19 protein-coding genes, 1 tRNA gene and 1 pseudogene are annotated in these 17,962 nt (G+C 60.2%); 13 read left to right on the top strand and 8 right to left on the bottom strand.

The genetic code is table 11. From position 1 onward, the window contains the following. Positions 1 to 38: 38 nt before the first annotated feature. The 5 genes from ACIPSK_RS28640 to ACIPSK_RS28620 form a co-directional block, all read right to left on the bottom strand. Entirely contained in the window at positions 39 to 1,373 is a 1,335-nt protein-coding gene (locus ACIPSK_RS28640; RefSeq protein ID WP_162115064.1) for a glucoamylase family protein, read from the bottom strand. A 6-nt stretch (positions 1,374 to 1,379) separates the two neighbouring features. Then, entirely contained in the window at positions 1,380 to 1,598 is a 219-nt protein-coding gene (locus tag ACIPSK_RS28635) for a hypothetical protein (protein WP_162115065.1), read from the bottom strand. A gap of 184 nt (positions 1,599 to 1,782) precedes the next feature. Beyond that, complete coding sequence (locus ACIPSK_RS28630) at positions 1,783 to 3,225, bottom strand: M81 family metallopeptidase (RefSeq protein ID WP_162115066.1); 1,443 nt, start codon at positions 3,223 to 3,225, stop codon at positions 1,783 to 1,785. A gap of 7 nt (positions 3,226 to 3,232) precedes the next feature. Beyond that, complete coding sequence (locus ACIPSK_RS28625; RefSeq protein WP_162115067.1) at positions 3,233 to 3,685, bottom strand: hypothetical protein; 453 nt, start codon at positions 3,683 to 3,685, stop codon at positions 3,233 to 3,235. 606 nt (positions 3,686 to 4,291) lie between these two features. Next, positions 4,292 to 4,639 (bottom strand): hypothetical protein, encoded by a 348-nt coding sequence (locus ACIPSK_RS28620; RefSeq protein ID WP_162115068.1) that lies wholly within the window; start codon positions 4,637 to 4,639, stop codon positions 4,292 to 4,294. 132 nt (positions 4,640 to 4,771) lie between these two features. Here ACIPSK_RS28620 and ACIPSK_RS28615 point away from each other — a divergent pair, with 132 nt between their 5' ends. The 3 genes from ACIPSK_RS28615 to ACIPSK_RS28605 are packed head-to-tail and all read left to right on the top strand — an operon-like array spanning position 4,772 to position 5,710. Continuing rightward, positions 4,772 to 5,110: a hypothetical protein gene (locus tag ACIPSK_RS28615; protein WP_162115069.1), complete on the top strand. Its 339-nt coding sequence runs from the start codon at positions 4,772 to 4,774 to the stop codon at positions 5,108 to 5,110. Further along, entirely contained in the window at positions 5,110 to 5,466 is a 357-nt protein-coding gene (locus ACIPSK_RS28610; RefSeq protein ID WP_210254146.1) for a DUF6680 family protein, read from the top strand. The genes ACIPSK_RS28615 and ACIPSK_RS28610 overlap by 1 nt, the downstream gene beginning before the upstream one ends. A gap of 1 nt (position 5,467) precedes the next feature. Next, positions 5,468 to 5,710, top strand: a complete 243-nt coding sequence (locus tag ACIPSK_RS28605; protein WP_162115071.1) for a DUF6680 family protein — start codon at positions 5,468 to 5,470, stop codon at positions 5,708 to 5,710. Positions 5,711 to 5,853: 143 nt separating this feature from the next. Here the strand turns inward: ACIPSK_RS28605 and ACIPSK_RS28600 are convergent. Further along, a tRNA-Gly gene (locus tag ACIPSK_RS28600) sits at positions 5,854 to 5,928 on the bottom strand. A gap of 255 nt (positions 5,929 to 6,183) precedes the next feature. On the opposite strand from ACIPSK_RS28600, the gene ACIPSK_RS28595 reads away from it, so the two are divergent. From ACIPSK_RS28595 to ACIPSK_RS28580, 4 genes are all read left to right on the top strand, one after another. After that, positions 6,184 to 6,693 (top strand): prolyl-tRNA synthetase associated domain-containing protein, encoded by a 510-nt coding sequence (locus tag ACIPSK_RS28595; RefSeq protein ID WP_162115072.1) that lies wholly within the window; start codon positions 6,184 to 6,186, stop codon positions 6,691 to 6,693. Between the two features lie 160 nt (positions 6,694 to 6,853). After that, positions 6,854 to 7,828, top strand: a complete 975-nt coding sequence (gene trxA, locus ACIPSK_RS28590) for a thioredoxin (protein ID WP_017966160.1) — start codon at positions 6,854 to 6,856, stop codon at positions 7,826 to 7,828. Between the two features lie 123 nt (positions 7,829 to 7,951). Continuing rightward, positions 7,952 to 8,638 carry an LON peptidase substrate-binding domain-containing protein gene (locus ACIPSK_RS28585; RefSeq protein ID WP_017966161.1) on the top strand — a complete coding sequence of 229 codons (687 nt, stop codon included), beginning with the start codon at positions 7,952 to 7,954 and terminating at the stop codon, positions 8,636 to 8,638. A gap of 9 nt (positions 8,639 to 8,647) precedes the next feature. Next, on the top strand, positions 8,648 to 8,836 hold the full coding sequence (locus ACIPSK_RS28580) for a Trm112 family protein (protein WP_017966162.1): 189 nt from the start codon (positions 8,648 to 8,650) through the stop codon (positions 8,834 to 8,836). A 72-nt stretch (positions 8,837 to 8,908) separates the two neighbouring features. Here the strand turns inward: ACIPSK_RS28580 and ACIPSK_RS28575 are convergent, their stop codons facing one another. Beyond that, positions 8,909 to 10,123 carry a ubiquinone biosynthesis hydroxylase gene (locus ACIPSK_RS28575; RefSeq protein WP_162115073.1) on the bottom strand — a complete coding sequence of 405 codons (1,215 nt, stop codon included), beginning with the start codon at positions 10,121 to 10,123 and terminating at the stop codon, positions 8,909 to 8,911. Between the two features lie 83 nt (positions 10,124 to 10,206). Here ACIPSK_RS28575 and tesB point away from each other — a divergent pair, with 83 nt between their 5' ends. The 6 genes from tesB (at position 10,207) to ACIPSK_RS28545 (ending at position 17,838) form a co-directional block, all read left to right on the top strand. After that, positions 10,207 to 11,091, top strand: a complete 885-nt coding sequence (gene tesB / locus ACIPSK_RS28570) for an acyl-CoA thioesterase II (RefSeq protein ID WP_017966164.1) — start codon at positions 10,207 to 10,209, stop codon at positions 11,089 to 11,091. A gap of 211 nt (positions 11,092 to 11,302) precedes the next feature. Beyond that, positions 11,303 to 11,653 (top strand): P-II family nitrogen regulator, encoded by a 351-nt coding sequence (locus ACIPSK_RS28565; RefSeq protein WP_003543684.1) that lies wholly within the window; start codon positions 11,303 to 11,305, stop codon positions 11,651 to 11,653. A 27-nt stretch (positions 11,654 to 11,680) separates the two neighbouring features. Beyond that, a complete protein-coding gene (locus ACIPSK_RS28560; RefSeq protein ID WP_017966165.1) occupies positions 11,681 to 13,108 on the top strand; it encodes an ammonium transporter in 1,428 nt (475 codons plus the stop codon). A 280-nt stretch (positions 13,109 to 13,388) separates the two neighbouring features. Continuing rightward, positions 13,389 to 16,079, top strand: a complete 2,691-nt coding sequence (locus ACIPSK_RS28555; RefSeq protein WP_162115074.1) for an FtsK/SpoIIIE family DNA translocase — start codon at positions 13,389 to 13,391, stop codon at positions 16,077 to 16,079. Between the two features lie 139 nt (positions 16,080 to 16,218). After that, a complete protein-coding gene (locus tag ACIPSK_RS28550; protein ID WP_162115075.1) occupies positions 16,219 to 16,887 on the top strand; it encodes an outer membrane lipoprotein carrier protein LolA in 669 nt (222 codons plus the stop codon). A 147-nt stretch (positions 16,888 to 17,034) separates the two neighbouring features. Next, positions 17,035 to 17,838 carry an exodeoxyribonuclease III gene (locus ACIPSK_RS28545; RefSeq protein ID WP_162115076.1) on the top strand — a complete coding sequence of 268 codons (804 nt, stop codon included), beginning with the start codon at positions 17,035 to 17,037 and terminating at the stop codon, positions 17,836 to 17,838. 6 nt (positions 17,839 to 17,844) lie between these two features. On the opposite strand, the pseudogene ACIPSK_RS28540 reads toward ACIPSK_RS28545, so the two are convergent. Further along, positions 17,845 to 17,962 (bottom strand): annotated as a pseudogene (locus tag ACIPSK_RS28540) (IS630 family transposase); the annotation flags it as partial.

Genomic DNA, 17,962 nt, shown 5'->3' with positions numbered 1-17,962 from the left:
GCCGAGCGTCTTTTTAGACGCGCCTTTGCTCGGATTGCTCAGCCGAACTTGCGCACCACTTCTTCTGGCTCGATGCCTTCGAGCCAGCCGCCGGTAAAGCCGGCGCGTTCGAGGCCGAGGCGGATAACCGGCGATTGCCGCATCAGTTTCCAGATGAAATCAGAACGGTCGTTCTCGATGGTCATGACGACAAGGCCCTGGTCGATGCCGACGGTGCGGTCGTCGACCCAGCCTTCCGGCCGCTTGGTCTTGACCGTGGGGTTGAAGCCACCGGGGAAGCCGCCTTCCAAGAGCAGATTCGGATAGGTGGTCAGAAGCGCCTTGGTGCCATCGAGAGCCGCCTGCTTGTCGTAAGGCAGGCAGGCAAGGGCTGCCCAGGGGGCGATCGTGCCGTCATCCGGGCCGAGCGGGGCGCCGCGGGCGGCATAACCCAGAACCTTCGGCTGGCGGCCGCCGCGCATGCGCCGTGTCGGCGGCGGGCCGTCACAGGCGGAGAAACCCCAGACATTCCTGTTATAGCCGACGAACTGGCCGGGATTGCGTTCGGCATAGTCACGCTGGACGTTGATCATCACCTGCGTGTTGCGGAAATAATCCCAGTTCCGCTCCGCCATCGGCTTGTCCTGAATGGCGCGGAAATCGATCCAGGCATGCGAGAAAAGGTGGATGAAGAGCGGCCCGGCATAGAGATAGGACTGCTCGCCATGCAGCATCCAGGAATAGCTTGACGTAAAGACGTCGTAGCTCGATTGCGGGATGGGGTGCGTCGGCGAGGCGAGTGCCAGCGTGTAGAGGATGATCGCCTCGTCGAAGCCGTGATAGCGCCAACGCAGGAAGCCGGAAGAGGGTTTCCAACCCATGGCAATCGTGTCGCCCTTGTTCAGCGCCCAGCGCCAGTCGACGCGCTCGTAGATGAAGGTCGCGAGTTGACGGATTTCAGTCTCCGTGTCGTCGTCTTCGCGATTGAAATACTGTGCGGCCGTGAGGATGCCGGCGACAAGCAACGCCGTATCGATGGTCGAAAGCTCGCTGTTCCAGGCGCGATGGCCGGTATCCATGTGCAGGAAATGGTAGAAGAAGCCCCGGTGCCCGGTCGCGTGGCGTTCCTCGCCCTGGCGCGCCTCGGCGAAGAACCGCAGCGTATTGACCGTACGTTCGGCTGCTTCCTCGCGGCTGATCCATAAACGCTCGACACCGACAGGATACGAGGAAAGCGCAAAGCCGACGGCTGCGATGCTGCACGGAACCCCGCCGATCGAGGTATCCGCCACAAGGCCGTTTTCGGGATTGGAATATTTCAGGAAGTACTTGAACGCCGAATGTTGCAGCCTGTCGACGAGCGCTGCATCAATGTCTTCAATCCGTTGCAGCATAGGCTCCTACCCAACTGTTGCATCGCCCCATGCTTCAACATGGTGGGCGTCCCCGAGCAAATCAAACCTTTTTGATTCGTAGGGATAAGAGAACACAAATGGGTGGAATTGGTCGTTAACAATTATGGGTGAAATAATATCTGGGATAAGTGATATAAGCGGTGCAGCAAAAAGGGCGATCTGCACCCCTCCGGCACAGCTCATTTCCTGAAATACTTGCTTCATCGGATGCTCTATAAGAGCGGCCGACAAAGCCCTCGGGCGCTATCGTCCGATCGCATAGGCCTGCATCAGGCGGGGTGTGGCTGCGGCGCGCATCAGCCCGTCAGTATGTCGCCGGGCGGCAGTCAGCCCGCCAATGGCCCAGGCATCGGCGAGCGTCGGCTTGTGGCGCGCCGACCGGTCGAACTCAGGCCGGCGTCGAGCGTGCGGAAAGAAAGACCTGCGGCTCGAAGGCAAAATCCTTGTCGAAGGGGTAGGTCGGATGCAGCTTGCGCAGCCGCGGCAGGCGTTCGACGAACTGGTCGACGACACCTGTTGATAGCGCCATCAGGTTCGGATTGGCAATCGGCGCCAGTTCCGGTGAGAGATAGCCCGATTTGACGACGATGATCTTCGCTTGGTGCGGGTCGAGGCCAAGCCGGGTGAAATCGGCGATATTGTGATAGGGCCGGCGCTTGGCGGAAAGCACCAGATCGATGCCACTGACCGAAACCACCGCCTGGCGGTCGGCGGGATCTGATGTCTCATGCAGGAATTTGACCGTGAAGCGGGCGATAACCGGCTTGCTGCCTTTCGCATCGAGCGAGGCGCCGACGCTGAGCTCCAGCTCGGCGCCGATGCCTGCGGCATAACAGGCCTCGGTCGCCGCCTTGTCGGCAATGCCGGCGAAGACGACGCCGGTGGCACCCCTGGCGATCAACTCGGCCAGTACATCTGCCCGGTCCCCGACGCCGCCGCCTGTGGGGTTGTCGCCGGATTCGGCAAGCACCACAGGGGCAGTGGGGCTTGCGATCGCCCTTTCGACGCATTCCTCGAGCGAGCCGGTTTCGCAGCCGAAGACGAAGTCTTCGCGCGCATCCCAATAAGCCAGCGCGAGGCGTTTGGCCTCGCGTTCCAGCACGGCGCGGTCGGTGCCGGTCATGATCGCGGCGGCCGTGGCGCGCGGTTCGTCGGCCCAGACATAACCGACCATCAGCGATGCATCCCAAACGCCATCAAGCGCATCGATCCCGGGCAGCATGTCATAGAGGCTCTTTGCCGGCTCGTCGACGGTGCTGGTGCGCTCGCCGGGCAGCACGACCGGGATCGGCGCCCAGAGGAGGATCGGCCGCTTGCCGGTTTTCAGGCTATTTACCAGCATCGAGACGGAGCGGCGCATCGTCTCCTCGACATCGATATGCGGCGCGGTGCGATAGGTGGAATAGATGTCGAGCGCATCGATGATGCGCTGGGTGACATTGCCGTGCAGGTCGTAGCTTGCCGAAACCGTGCAATCCTCGCCGACCAGGGCACGGGCCGCGCTGATCCAGTCGCCTTCGGCATCCTCCATGCCCTCTACATACACTGCGCCGTGCATGGCGAGGTAGAGACCGTCGAGCGGCAGCATCGGCTTCAGCCGCTCGAGGAATTCACCCTTGAAGGCCTCGTAGGTGGCGCGTGAAACCGGGCCGCCGGCAATGGCGCGCGCATGGATCGTCGGCAGGAACTCGGCATCGTAATCCCTGAGGAAGGCGAAATAGGGCGCTGCCAGCAGCGCCTCCCCGCGCACCACGCGAAAATCCTTCTCCTCGTTCAGGACGGGATTGTATGTACTGCACTCGGTATGAATGCCACCGACGGCGATGCGCATGGGAACCTCAGTTGATGTTGGGAGCAATCAGGACGTTATGGGCGGCGATGCTGGCACTCCGGCCCGAGCGCCGGCATCGACACGCTGCGTGCAGATCGGTGTCGCTCGACGGAGTTTGTGCTGCGATAAACTGAACATGCGGGATCCGATCCGAAGACGCGTCCTTTTGCCTCGACAATAAGTTTACAAACGAACCAATCAACCAAAATAAATTACAATCTTGATCTTCTAAGCCGGCGTCGAGGTGGAAGGTGCCGTAATCGGTGAGCCTCCGACCGACTCGGTTTTTTCCGTCGGATGATGCGGGCCGATTGCTGCCGACAGCACTGGCCGCGTCGCCATAGAGAAAAAATCCCACTTCGGGATCCCGAAATTCCCCCACTTCGGGATTCCGAAATTCGTCGCGTTTTGGGCGGTGCCGCCGCGGGGAAACATCCAATGATTTCAATACCGCCACCAATTTCGGGATTCCGAAGCGCTATATAGATTATGGTGGGGCGTGGCTTGCCGATGAAGTCAGCGAAGCGCTCGACAATTCGCCGAACAGAAAGTCGATGCGGCTATGCGCTTTAGAGGCTACCCGTCGAGAATGGATATCAATCTACGGATACCTGCCAAAATGACCTCTGACACGTAGCACAAGGCGTCAAATCAGCTGTTCCGCGCAAGCTCTTTAGCGGCTTCATTGTGTAGATGGTTGAGAATGTCATATATGTGCGCTACCGGGCACCCGAATATCTTGCGCTCCGATTTCTTCCATGACGATTGAATTTGTTAGGGCGCTCGGTGTTGAAACCAAAAATCGGCCCACCACTCATGCCCTCTAGGCTCTGTAGATGGGTCCGGCTATCGATTGTGGCGATAAACCTCGGAAAGAGCGTGGTCTGCTCTTCCGGTTCGGCTTTCTTAAGCCTGAGCATCGTCATTCCGACAGTGGCGTTTCCCGAAGGCGATACCCTTTCGGATGTTAGCTCAACAGGAAGACCGAGCAGAAAAAAGACCTCAAGGTCGGCAGGTTCGTTCTGCGAAGCCTCGTATGTGAGCGGGACAATATTGTGTTTCGCGATTAATCGGATTTGGTGCTCCTCGAGAAACAATCGAGCCCAAGTTTGTCGTCGTGAAAATGGAGGCGAGGCGAGCTCTTAAGATCATAAGGAACCCCGTGGTCGCTTAGCTTCGTTTCGCCGAAGGTGTCTAGCAACTGGCACCCAAGGCTGATGATGTCTGGGTGATTCACGGCCTCATCGAGGTATTCGACCACATGACCCGCTGTCAGAATGCCAAATATGTCCCCGATGCGTATCAGCAACCCGGAAGCCGCGAAGAAACGGTCGGGGCCTTGATCATCCTTCATGCGAGAGTTGACGCTTATCGCCACAAAGTGACGAGCGATGAATGTTTGAGCATCAGTCATTCGCGGCGACACCATAATTTGAAGATGTAATTCGAGATTCGAAATAAAAGTAATAATTGTGATTAAGCTCTCCGTCTAATTGTTCCGACTCAGAGAATTTGACCTTCTCCTTGCAACCGAGGAGGTGTGGCGATGACTGGTTTCTACGCGGGCTACTTCGCAGGCGGTGCGGCTAACGGCTTGGCAATGTTTGTAATAGCCGACGGTAAAATATCGGGCGCGGACATGGCGGGTGTCAGTTTCGATGGCGCTTTTGGCGAGGACGAAGAAGGCAAGCTTACAGGTACGGTTTCGGTTCAAGTGCCACCTGGTGTAACCGTGGTGCAAGGCGTCACAGCACCCGCGCAAGGGCTAACCTATGAAGTGCCTTTCGTCTTTCCAATGAAATTTGACAAAGAGCCCTTTCTAGAGCTTCGGACGCCGCTGGGGAACGTTAACGTTCGGCTCCAAAAAGTTCGGGAACTGCCGTGATGGACTCAAACTTTTGGGCATTTCAGGCGAAGGATTGGATCAATATTCTGATCTTAGGCGTCACCGCTTTCGCCGTCTACATTGGTCCGATCCGTGCGGTGAAGATCACGAGACGAGAGGAGGTCGAGGCACTCAAATTGCGGCAGAAAGCAGAAATTTTCGCATCACTCATGAAAACACGGCGATTTCAGCTTGATCCCGAACACGTCTCGTCGTTGGATCTCATCCAAGTGTACTTTAGTGAAGAAGAGACCGTGCTGGCGGCCTACAAAGCTTATATCCGTCTTCTGTCAAGAAAACTGATTCCGGGCGTGGCCGACGAATCGTTCTGGAAAGAACGACGATGCTTTCGTTGATTTGGTCTACGCTATCGCGCGGGCTACCGGCTTTTCACAAGACAAAAAAGAAATCGAAGAATTGGCCTACTCTCCAAGCGGGTGGGCAAGCGATCAAGAAACAATAAGACGGTTGCATGGCCTATTGATCGAAATCTTCGAAAACAAGCGGCCGATACCGGTCACAAATTTCATCAATCCGACAGTTTTCAATCCATTTCCACCGGCGCCCGCGATCGATCCGAACTGGCTGTGGAAAGGCTGACGATGGTAGAGGTGTGGGCCTGGTTCTGGCTGATGGAGCGCCATCAGCCTTGAAAGGCTCCCGGTACCTCTTTGGTTCCATGAAAAAACTAGACCCACAGAGGCCCGCCGGGCGTTTCTATCCTTGCTGGAAATTTGAGAAACTGGAGCGGGCGAAGGGATTCGAACCCTCGACCCCAACCTTGGCAAGGTTGTGCTCTACCCCTGAGCTACACCCGCTCAATCCGCATCGGTCCGGGGTAGTTGTTGGACCGTGGGCGCCGCCTCGCGGCGACCGGCGCTATATGGCCTAACGGGTTTTCAAATGCAACAGGGAAATGACGGAGAGGCGAAGAAAAATTCTGGTGTTCGCAGACGCTCGGCGGAAAGGCCGCAAATGCGGGGCAAAGCGTCGGTCGCAAAGATTGCCAAACGATGTGGACACACTTAATCAGGACGCCTCGCTTTTTTCCCTTCCGCCCAACGGATCGCCCCATGTCCAAAAATGCCCCCAAGACAAGAGAAGAATTGTTTGCCTTTCTCGATGGCCTCGGCATCGCCCATAAGACGGTCGACCATGCGCCGGTCTTCACTGTCGCCGAATCGGTGGCGCTGCGCGATGAAATCCCCGGCGGCCACACCAAAAACCTGTTCGTCAAGGACAAGAAGGACAGGTATTTTTTGCTGACCGTGGAGGAAAATGCTGAGGTCGACCTCAAACAGGTGCACAATTTAATCGGCGGGTCCGGGAGGGTTTCCTTCGGCAGGTCGGAAAAGCTGATGGAATATCTCGGCGTCATCCCTGGGGCCGTCACGGCCTTCGGCGCGATCAACGATACCGCAGAGAATGTCACCTTCGTGCTCGATGCCGAGTTGATGGCGCACGAGATCGTCAACTGCCATCCGCTGTCCAACGATGCGACGACATCGATTGCGAGCAGCGATCTCATCCGTTTCATGGAAGCGACCGGACATAAGCCGCTTGTCTTGAAAGTGACGTCCTGACATACGATTTTAGCGCTAAAGCGCGGCGTGATCTTTTAGATTCGCTTGCCACGCTTTAGTCTCTGGTTTTGCGTATGCCTTTATCGCAAAACCGCACCACAGTTTTGCGCGACATGCTTTAGCAAAGACGCCGGCAGGATCGGCGCGGCGGGAGATACCTATGAGCGGCAGCGACAACCCCTATAGCGGTTCCTTCGGAAATCAGATGACGGCGAGCACAAGCTTCGGTGCTGCGCCGGAACCCGCGGCTGCGGCCGGCAGCTACATCACGGAGACGACGACCGCGAATTTTTCCAAGGACGTCATCGAGGCATCGCGCAGCCAGCCGGTGCTGGTCGATTTCTGGGCGCCCTGGTGCGGTCCGTGCAAGCAACTGACTCCGGCCTTGGAAAAGGTGGTCAACGAAGCCAAGGGCCGTGTCCGGCTGGTCAAGATGAACATCGACGATCATCCCTCGATCGCCGGTCAGCTCGGCATCCAATCGATCCCCGCCGTCATCGCCTTCGTCAACGGCCGTCCTGCCGACGGTTTCATGGGCGCGGTGCCGGAAAGCCAGATCCAGCAGTTCATCGACCGGATCGCCGGTCCGGCCGGCGCCGACCAGGCGGCCGAAATCGAAGCCGTGCTTGCGGAGGCGGCGGAGCTGCTTGCCGCCGGCAATATCGACGAGGCCGCTCAGCTCTACGGCGCCGTCATGCAGGCCGATCCCGAGAATGCCAAGGCGCTTGCCGGAATGGCCGAATGCATGATCGCCGCCAACCAGCATCAGCGGGCGCGCGACATACTGACGGAATTGCCGGAAGAGCTGGCAAAAGACACCGGCATCCAGGCCGTGCTGATGAAACTCGAGCAGATCGAAGAGGCCCGCAAGCTCGGTGATCCCGTTGCGCTCGAACGTGAACTGGCCGCCAATCCTGATGACCACGAGGCGCGGATCAAGCTCGCCAAGATCCGCAATGTCGAGGGCCGGCGCGACGAAGCGGCCGACCACCTGCTTCAGATCATGCGCAAGGACCGTGCCTTCGACGATGATGGCGCCCGCCGCCAACTGCTGCAGTTCTTCGAGGTCTGGGGCTTCAAGGATCCAGCGACGGTTGCAGCGCGCCGCAAGCTTTCGGCGATGCTGTTCTCCTAGATCAGGATGATTTTAGGCCTGATCGGCCTAAAATCTGAATCCTGCTAAGTTTCGAACATCTGCCCTTGCGTTTTCGGGCGAGGGCACCACATTCTCGTCAAGACGGGCATGCCCGTTACAAGAATGCGGGACGGTTTCATGCAAGTCGGGAATGCCAGATACCTGAAGCCGGGCGATCTGCCTGATGCGATCGCTGTCTTCCCCCTGACCGGCGCCCTCCTCCTGCCGGCCGGGCAGCTACCCCTCAACATTTTCGAGCCGCGCTATCTGGCGATGCTGGATGCAGCATTGAGCGGAAACCGGCTGATCGGCATGGTGCAGCCGGCGCTTGGCGAACATGAGGACAAGGGCGGCGAGCCCAACCTTGCCGCTGTCGGCTGCCTCGGTCGCATCACCTCCTTCGCGGAGACTGGCGACGGGCGCTGTATCGTATCGCTGACCGGCGTCTGCCGCTTCCGGCTGCTGGAAGAGAAATCGACCAACGATCCCTTCCGTATCTTCCGTATCGCCCCATTCATCGCCGACCTCTCGGCCGAAAACGAGGAGGAGGCGGTTGATCGCGCTGCACTTCTCACCGCCTTCAGGGACTATCTCGATGCCAACAAGCTGGAGGCGGACTGGGAGAGCGTCGAGCGGGCGAGCAATCTGACGCTCGTCAATTCGCTGGCGATGATGTCACCCTTCGGGCCGGCGGAAAAACAGGCGCTGCTGGAGGCGCCGGATCTGAAGACGCGGGCCGAGACGCTGATCGCCATTACCGAAATCGTGCTGGCGCGCGTCTTCGGTGACTCCGACACGGTTCTGCAGTAGACTTCAGCCATGGATGAAAAACTCAGCCGCGTCGATCCCAAGCTGCTCGATCTCCTGGTCTGCCCGCTCTCCAAGGGCCGGCTTTCCTATGATCGCGAGCAGAATGAGCTCGTCTCGGAAAAGGCACGGCTTGCCTATCCAATCCGAGACGGCATTCCGATCATGCTGGTATCCGAGGCCCGCCGCCTCGACGACTAAAGCAATTCTCGGAAGCGGTTTTCCCAGGCAAGGCGCGAGGCGCTTTTGCCGGGTATTGCGTAAAAACAAAGGTTAAATTGTCTCTCCGGCAAGCAGCCGCGGATTGTCCTTCGCCGTCGTTCCGGCCGCCTGGCCGATGAAGAAGGATTTAAGGCGCGGCAGCCGGTCGACGATGCCGAGGCCGACGTCGCGGGCGATGCGGATCGGCGTTGTGTCGTTGGAGAAGAGCCGGTTCAAGACGTCGGTCGTCACGCCCATGCGGAAGGTGTCGAAGCGCCGCCAGGTCTGGTAGCGCTCGAGAATGTTGATCGAGCCGATATCGAGGCCGAGGCGATCGGCGTCCACGATGGTTTCGGCCAGTGCCGCCACATCCTTGAAGCCGAGATTGAGGCCCTGACCGGAAATCGGGTGGATGCCATGGGCAGCGTCGCCGGCCAGCGCGAAACGCGGCGCGACGAAGGAGCGGGCGAGCGTCAGGCCGAGCGGGAAGGCGCGCTTGTCGCCGATCACTTTCAGGCTCCCAAGCTTGCGGCCGAAGCGGCGTTCGAGCTCTTCCTCGAAGATCAGGTCGTCGGCAGCGACCAGCCGGTTGGCATCCGGCGTGCGCTCCGTCCAGACGAGCGAGGAGCGGTTGTTCTTCAGCGGCAGAATGGCGAAGGGGCCGGCCGGCAGGAAATGTTCCTCGGCGCAGCCGTCATGCGACCGCTCGTGTTCGACGGTTGCAACGATGCCGGACTGGCCGTAGTCCCAGGTGACGGTCCTGATGCCGGCGAGATCGCGCAGTGTCGAGCGCACGCCGTCGCAGGCAACCAATAGCTTGGTTTCCAGCGCGCTGCCGTCCGAAAGCGTGACGGTGACATGGGTGTCATGGGTCTTCAGCTCCGTGGCGCCGAGCCCGTGGCGGATGTCGATGCCGAGCCGGTCGCAGGCACCGCGCAGGGCTGCGACCATCACGACATTCGGGATCATGTGGGCGAAGGGCCGGCCTTCGGCGATTTCGCCGTCGAAGGTCAGAAAAACCGGACGCACCGGATCGGAGGTCTTGGAGTCGGTGACGATCATTTTGGTGATCGGCTGGGCTTCCGGTTCGATCTCGTTCCAGATGCCGAAGACCTCGAGCATCTTTGCCGCCGCCGCGATGACGGCGGAAGCGCGCGTGTCGTTTTTCCAGACATGCTCGGGAGCCGCCTCGACGACGGCGACATTCAGATGCGGCGCGGCCTGTTTGACCGCGACAGCGGCGGAAAGGCCGACATAACCCCCACCCACAACCAGCATGTCCAGCATCGCGCCGCTCCCGTACCTTATGCCTCAGATGTGCTTTATATAGATCATCGCAACTTCACTTCCTACCGCTGGGAGACATAGAAATGACGGGCGAGACATCAGGGCCTTCGGCGATGGAGACGCTGCTTTCGACGCTCGACCTCGAGCCGATCGAGGTCGATATTTTCCGCGGCCGCAGCCCCAAGGTCGGCTGGCAGCGGGTCTTCGGCGGCCAGGTGATCGGCCAGGCGCTGATGGCGGCGCAACGCACCATCGAGGGCGATCGTTTCGTCCATTCGCTGCATGCCTATTTCATGCGGCCCGGCGATCCCTCGGTGCCGATCATCTACCAGGCGGAGCGCATCCGCGACGGATCGAGCTTCAATACGAGGCGTGTCGTCGCCATCCAGCACGGCAAGGCGATCTTCGCGCTGTCGGCCTCCTTCCAGGTGGAGGAGCCGGGCTTCGAGCACCAGATCGCGATGCCCGAAGTCGAGATGCCGGAGGCGCTGCTCGGCGAGCAGCAGATCAAGGAACAGTATCTCGCCCACGCGCCGGAGGCGATCCGAAAATACTGGCAGCGTGAGCGGCCGATCGAGATTCGCCCCGTCTCGCTGACGCATTATTTTTCCGACAGGAAGCTCGATCCCAAACAGGACGTCTGGGTGCGCGCCACCGGCCCGGTTCCCGACGACCGGCTCTATCAGGCGGCGGTGCTTGCCTATCTTTCGGACATGACGCTGCTCGATACGTCGCTCTATGCGCACGGAACGTCCATCTTCGACCAGAGCCTGCAGGTGGCGAGCCTCGATCACTCGATGTGGTTCCACAGACCCTGCAAACTCGATGACTGGCTGCTTTATACGCAGGATAGTCCCTCGGCTTCAGGTGCCAGAGGATTAACCCGGGGTAGCCTATTTACACGTTCGGGTAGCCTGATCGCATCGGTCACGCAGGAAGGTCTGATTCGGAAAAAGGCAAATGAATAAATAATGTGCAACTTTTTTAATTTGCGCGTTATTTGTGCGCTTATCGGCCGATCATTTGCCTGTTTATTGGCACTTTTTATTATAACCTTTACTTTTCAATAACTTACATCTTGCCTCGAATCTGGCACGTCCCTTGAATGTGTATTCGCCGGTCGCTGTTCGGGAACGTCAGCGGCAAGGAGAGTCGGCTCCGCGCCGAGGATAACGAAGGATGGGAAACCAGATGAAAATTGTGATGGCCATTATCAAGCCGTTCAAGCTCGATGAGGTCCGCGAAGCCCTTACGGCGATCGGCATTCAGGGGCTGACCGTAACCGAAGTGAAGGGCTACGGGCGCCAGAAGGGACACACCGAAATCTATCGCGGCACCGAATATGCAGTCAGCTTCCTGCCGAAGCTCAAGATCGAAATCGCGGTTGCATCGGAACTCGTCGACAGGGCGGTCGAGGCCATCGCGGCATCGGCCAAGACCGGTCAGATCGGTGACGGCAAGATCTTCGTCTATTCGATCGACCATGCCGTGCGCATCCGTACGGGCGAAACCGATTCAGAAGCGCTGTAAGAACGGCAGATCAAGGAGCTTTTTCCAATGTCAATTTCGAAGTTTTCTTCCACCTCTGCGCGTCTTTGCGCAGCAACGGCTGCCCTTCTGGCGCCGGCCGTTGCTTTCGCGCAGGAGGCTGCACCAGCTGCCACCGCCGCTGCTGCTCCTGCTTTCACCATGGACAAGGGTGACAATACCTGGATGCTCGTCTCCTCGGCGCTCGTCCTTCTGATGACCATCCCCGGCCTTGCGCTTTTCTACGGCGGTCTCGTCCGCGCCAAGAACATGCTCTCGGTGCTGATGCAGGTCTTCATGATCACGGCCGTCGTGGCGCTGATCTGGGTGACCTACGGCTATTCGCTCGCCTTCACCGACGGCGGCTCGCTGAACAGCTTCGTCGGCGGCTTCTCCAAGGCGTTCCTCGCCGGCGTCAACACGTCGTCGCTCGCTGAAACCTTCTCGAAGGGCGTCGCCATTCCGGAATACACCTTCATCGTGTTCCAGATGACCTTCGCCTGCATCACGCCCGGCCTGATCGTCGGCGCGTTCGCCGAGCGCATCAAGTTCTCGGCCGTCATGCTCTTCGTCGTCCTCTGGGTCACCTTCATCTACTTCCCGATGGCCCACATGGTCTGGTTCTGGGGCGGTCCGAGCTCCTACACCTCGCCGGCCGGCCTGATCTTCTCCTACGGCGCAATCGACTTTGCCGGTGGCACGGTCGTTCACATCAATGCCGGTATTGCGGGCCTCGTCGGCGCCATCATGCTCGGCAAGCGCACGGGCTATAAGAAGGAAATCATGGCTCCGCATTCGATGACGCTGACCATGGTCGGCGCCTCGCTGCTCTGGGTCGGCTGGTTCGGCTTCAATGCCGGCTCCAACCTCGAAGCCAATGCCTACGCCTCGCTTGCCTTTATCAACACCTTCGTCGCAACGGCTGCCGCCGCTGTGTCCTGGTGCATCGTCGAAACCCTCACCCGCGGCAAGGCTTCGATGCTGGGTGGCGCTTCCGGCGCGGTTGCCGGTCTCGTCGCCATTACCCCGGCGGCAGGCTTTGCCGGCCCGATGGGCGCGATCGTTCTCGGCCTGATCGTCTCGCCGGTCTGCTACTTCTTCGTCGACGTCGTGAAGAACAAGTTCAACTACGACGACAGCCTCGACGTCTTCGGCGTCCATTGCGTCGGCGGCATCATCGGCGCTCTCGGCACCGGTATCCTCGTCAACCCGGCGCTCGGCGGTGCAGGCATCGTCGATTATTCGACTGCAGACTTCGCAGCCTCCTATGCCGGCACGGCAACCCAGGTCTGGGCTCAGGCCAAGGGCGTGCTGACGACGCTGCTGTGGTCGGGTATCGGCTCGGCGATCCTCTACAAGATCGTCGACGTCGTCATCGGCCTGCGTGTCACCGTCGAAGCCGAGCGCGAAGGTCTCGACCTTTCGACCCACGGCGAAGCCGCCTACCACTCTTCCTGATCACAGGGTTTGCGGCGCCCGGCAAAAGGGCGCCGCTTCACGGCCCGTCGCGGCCTATCTCGAGCTTTTCCGGGTTAGACCCGGAAAAGCTGCCATAGACCGCATTTCGCCCGGACCTTTCAAGGTTCGGGCCTTTTTCATTTCCCTGTCCGGAATTGTCGTCCGGCTATGCATGGTTAACATCGCTTTAACCCGGCTCTGATTAGGTAGAGCGGACGCATTTTGGCACGGCGAAGCTTCAGCGATTCGCGTGTCCTCAGGCATTGGACGGGTTAGACACATGGCAAGAAGCACGTCGCCGGCAATGGATGGCCGTCCGGATCGGTTCTCCTTCTCGGCATTCATGCTGCGGCAGATCCAGGCGCTCATCGGCTTTGCGATCTTTCTGCTGCTGGCGTTCTGCGTCGCGGCGCTGGCGACTTGGAATGTTGCGGATCCGAGCTATTCCTATGCCACCGCCAACCTGCCGACGAATATTCTCGGTTACAGCGGTGCCGCCTTTGCCGATATCGTCATGCAATTCCTCGGCCTTGCCAGCGTCGTTTCAATGCTGCCGATCGTCGCCTGGGCGCTGACGCTGATTTCTGGCCGCCGCTTCAGCCGCATTCCGGCCCGTGCCGGCGCCTGGTTGGCCGGTTCAGTGCTCTCTTCCGCCGTCATCGGCTGTTTTCCGCCGCCGCTCACCTGGCCGATTCCGAACGGCATCGGCGGCGTCGTCGGCGACATGATCCTGCGTTTTCCCGCACTCTTCGTCGGCGCCTATCCCACCGGCACCTTCGCCATGGTGGTCGGCTGCATCTTTGCCGCGCCGACCGCCTGGATGATGCTCTTTGCATCGGGCCTCGTCGGCCGCAGCGACGCCGACGAGGAGATCGAGGAGGATTACGTCGATACGAGAAGCAAGGCCCGCGTCGTCGGAGACGAGGACGAGGAGGAGGACGAGTCGCGCTGGGTCGCTTTCAGCGGCGCTGTGACGCATGCCTGGTACATGAGCCAGGGCCGGCTGCGCCGGCTCTTCGGCATGGGTCCGCGCAAGCGGCGCCAGGGCGATTACGAATCACCGTATGATTTCAACGATGACGAGTTCGGCACGCTGAACGAACCCGTTCGCGCCAAGGCGCCGACCGTCCGCGGCGAGCGCATGGAGCCGTCGATGGAACCATCAATGGGGCCAAGGACGGCTTCGCCGCGGCGCATCGTCTCCGCGCCGTCGCTGTCCATCGATGACGACGACAATGACGACGACCTGCCCTTCGATAACGACATGCCGCCGCGCCCGGCCGATATCCTGCCCGACGACGATGACGACGACTGGATGATCCGAGCGCCGGCAAAGGCGGCCGGCAAGCCGGAACCGCGCGTCGTCCCCGTGGTCGCACGCCCGAAGCCCAGCGCCCGCATCGAGCGGGAGGCGCAGGGCTCGTTCATCCGCCCCGAGGGTTTCCAGCTTCCGTCGATGCATCTGCTCGCCGAACCGAAGAATGTCGTGCGCGATTCCACGCTTTCGGCCGATGCGCTGGAACAGAACGCCCGCATGCTCGAAGGCGTGCTCGAAGATTTCGGCGTCAAGGGCGAGATCATCCATGTCCGTCCCGGTCCCGTCGTCACGCTCTACGAACTGGAGCCGGCGCCCGGCATCAAGTCGTCGCGCGTCATCGGCCTTGCCGACGATATCGCCCGCTCGATGAGCGCGATTGCCGCCCGCGTCGCCGTCGTGCCCGGCCGCAACGCGATCGGCATCGAATTGCCGAACCAGACGCGCGAGACCGTCTATCTGCGCGAACTTATCGCCTCCCGGGATTTCGAGGGCAGCAAGGCGAAGCTCGCCATGGCGCTCGGCAAGACGATCGGCGGCGAAGCCGTGATCGCCGATCTTGCCAAGATGCCGCATCTGCTCGTCGCCGGCACCACCGGTTCCGGCAAGTCGGTCGCCATCAACACGATGATCCTGTCTCTGCTCTACCGCATGACGCCGGAACAGTGCCGGCTGATCATGATCGACCCGAAGATGCTCGAACTCTCCGTCTATGACGGCATCCCGCATCTGCTTTCGCCTGTCGTCACCGATCCGAAAAAGGCCGTCGTCGCGCTCAAATGGACGGTGCGCGAGATGGAAGAGCGCTACAAGAAAATGTCGAAGATCGGCGTGCGCAATATCGACGGCTTCAACACCCGCGTCGAGCAGGCGCTGTCGAAGGGCGAGGCGATCTCGCGCACGGTGCAGACCGGCTTCGACCGCCACACCGGCGAGGCGATGTACGAGACCGAGGAATTCGATCTGCGGCCGATGCCCTATATCGTCGTGATCATCGACGAGATGGCCGACCTGATGATGGTCGCCGGCAAGGACATCGAAGGCGCCGTCCAGCGTCTGGCGCAGATGGCGCGTGCGGCCGGCATCCACGTGATCATGGCGACACAGCGTCCGTCAGTCGACGTCATCACCGGCACGATCAAGGCGAACTTCCCGACCCGCATCTCCTTCCAGGTGACCTCGAAGATCGACAGCCGCACCATTCTCGGCGAGCAGGGCGCCGAGCAGCTGCTCGGCATGGGCGACATGCTCTACATGGCGGGCGGCGGGCGTATCCAGCGCGTGCACGGCCCGTTCGTCTCTGACGTCGAGGTGGAAGAGATCGTCTCCTACCTGAAGACCCAGGGCTCGCCGCAATATCTCGACGCGATCACCGCCGATGACGACGAAGACGGCGATTACGGCGGCGGTGGCGGCGGTCCGGCCGGCACGTCCAATCTTTCCGAATCGGAGGATCCCTACGACCAGGCGGTCGCCATCGTGCTGCGCGACGGCAAGGCGTCGACCTCCTACGTCCAGCGCCGGCTCGGCATCGGCTACAACCGCGCCGCCTCGCTCGTCGAACGCATGGAGAAGGAGGGCATCATCGGACCGGCCAACCATGCCGGCAAACGCGAGATCCTCGTTCCCACCGAAGGCGACATCCTCGACCGCTGACAGAAGAGGCATATATTTCCAATACGGCCGCTTTTGCGGAAACCTGATAGCGTCGAAGCCGTTACCTCTCGCAGGCCGATCGCAACGCCTTGAAGACGCCGCCTTTCGGCAGCATGCAGATCGCATAAAGGAGATTTAGATGAGTCACTCCGATACCTTCCTCTCCGGCCTGACGGTAACGCGCCGCGACCTTCTCGGCGCCTTCGCCGTTGCTGCGATGGCGAGCGCCATTCCCTTCGGTGCTCATGCGCAGGCGGCAGCTCCCGCCTCCGGCACGGCGCAGGCGATCGCCGATCATTTCTCCGGCGTCACGACGATGCAGGGTGAATTCGTGCAGTTCGGACCGCGCGGCGAGCAGACCGGCGGCAAGTTCTATATCCAGCGTCCCGGCAAGCTGCGTTTCAACTATGACGAGCCGTCGCCGATGCGAGTGATCGCCGACGGCAAGAACGTCGCCATCGGCAATACGAAGCTCAAGACCTGGGATCTCTATCCGCTCTCCAAGACTCCGCTCAGCCTGCTCCTGGCGCAGCATATCGACCTTTCGGCCGGTATGGTGAAGGGCGTGAAGGAAGAGTCCGACCTGACGACGATCGCGCTCGGCAACAATACGGTGTTCGGAAACTCGACCATCACCATGATGTTCGACCCGAAGACCTACGACCTGCGTCAGTGGACGATCACCGACAATCAGGGCAAGGACACTTCGGTGATGATCTTCAACGTCAAAACCGGCATGCAGTTCGACGATCGCGTCTTCCGCGTGCCCTATGAGGCCATTCCCGGCACGCCGCAGTCGCGCGACTGAGAGCTTTTCGGTTGATCGCCGGCCGCTTTGACATGCGGCCGGTTCCCTCGCGTCCGCCTTTGTTCTAAAGCCCTTTCATGAAAGCGCATCGCGTGGAAACCGTTGCACGGTTTGTGCGATACGCGTTGGGCGTGAAAGGGCATCGGCATGGGCTTTTCGATCACCACCTGGAACATCAACTCGGTGCGGCTGCGCATGCCGATCGTCGAGCAGCTCGTTCTCAAGCACAGGCCCGATATCCTCTGCCTGCAGGAAACCAAGGTGACGAACGATCTGTTTCCGGCGGCACCGCTCAGGGCCATGGGCTACAATCACATCATCATCCATGGCCAGAAAGGCTATCACGGCGTGGCGATCGCCTCGCGCATTCCGTTGACCGAGGATCACCGGCAGGATTATTGCGGCGTCGGCGATGCGCGCCACATCTCGGCGATCTTCGAGCACGGCAATCGTCGCGTCCGGCTGCATAATTTCTATGTCCCGGCCGGCGGCGACGAGCCGGATCGCACGATCAATCCGAAATTCGGCCACAAGCTCGATTTCATCGAGGAGATGAAGCTGCTGAAAGCCAATGGCGAGGCCAATACGTCGTCAATTCTCGTCGGCGACCTCAACATCGCGCCGCTGGAGCACGATGTCTGGTCGCACAAGCAGCTTCTGAAGATCGTCAGCCATACGCCCGTCGAAACCGAGGGGCTGCTCGAGGTGATGAAGCGTGGCGCCTGGCTCGATCTCATGCGCCAGCATGTGCCTGAAAACGAGAAGCTCTACACGTGGTGGAGCTATCGCGCCAAGGACTGGGAGGTCGCCGATCGCGGCCGCCGTCTCGACCATATCTGGTCGTCGTCGGATCTCGGGCCGCATCTGAAGCGGATCGAGATCCTGAAGGAGGCGCGCGGCTGGGATCGTCCCTCCGACCACGTGCCGGTGACGGCGCATTTCGATTTCTAGAGCGTTTCAGGTTTTGACGGAAGCGTATCCGGCATTGTCGAAGTAGTTGCTGCATTCGCTGGGCTCGATGGTTGTGACGAGGTGTCCGATGTGGCGCCAGGTGTCATCGATGGTTCGCTTCTGA

This window comes from Rhizobium sp. LARHSG275, assembly GCF_052871115.1.
Note: the sequence above shows the minus strand (reverse complement) of the source record. Positions and strands in the feature narration are given on the sequence as shown.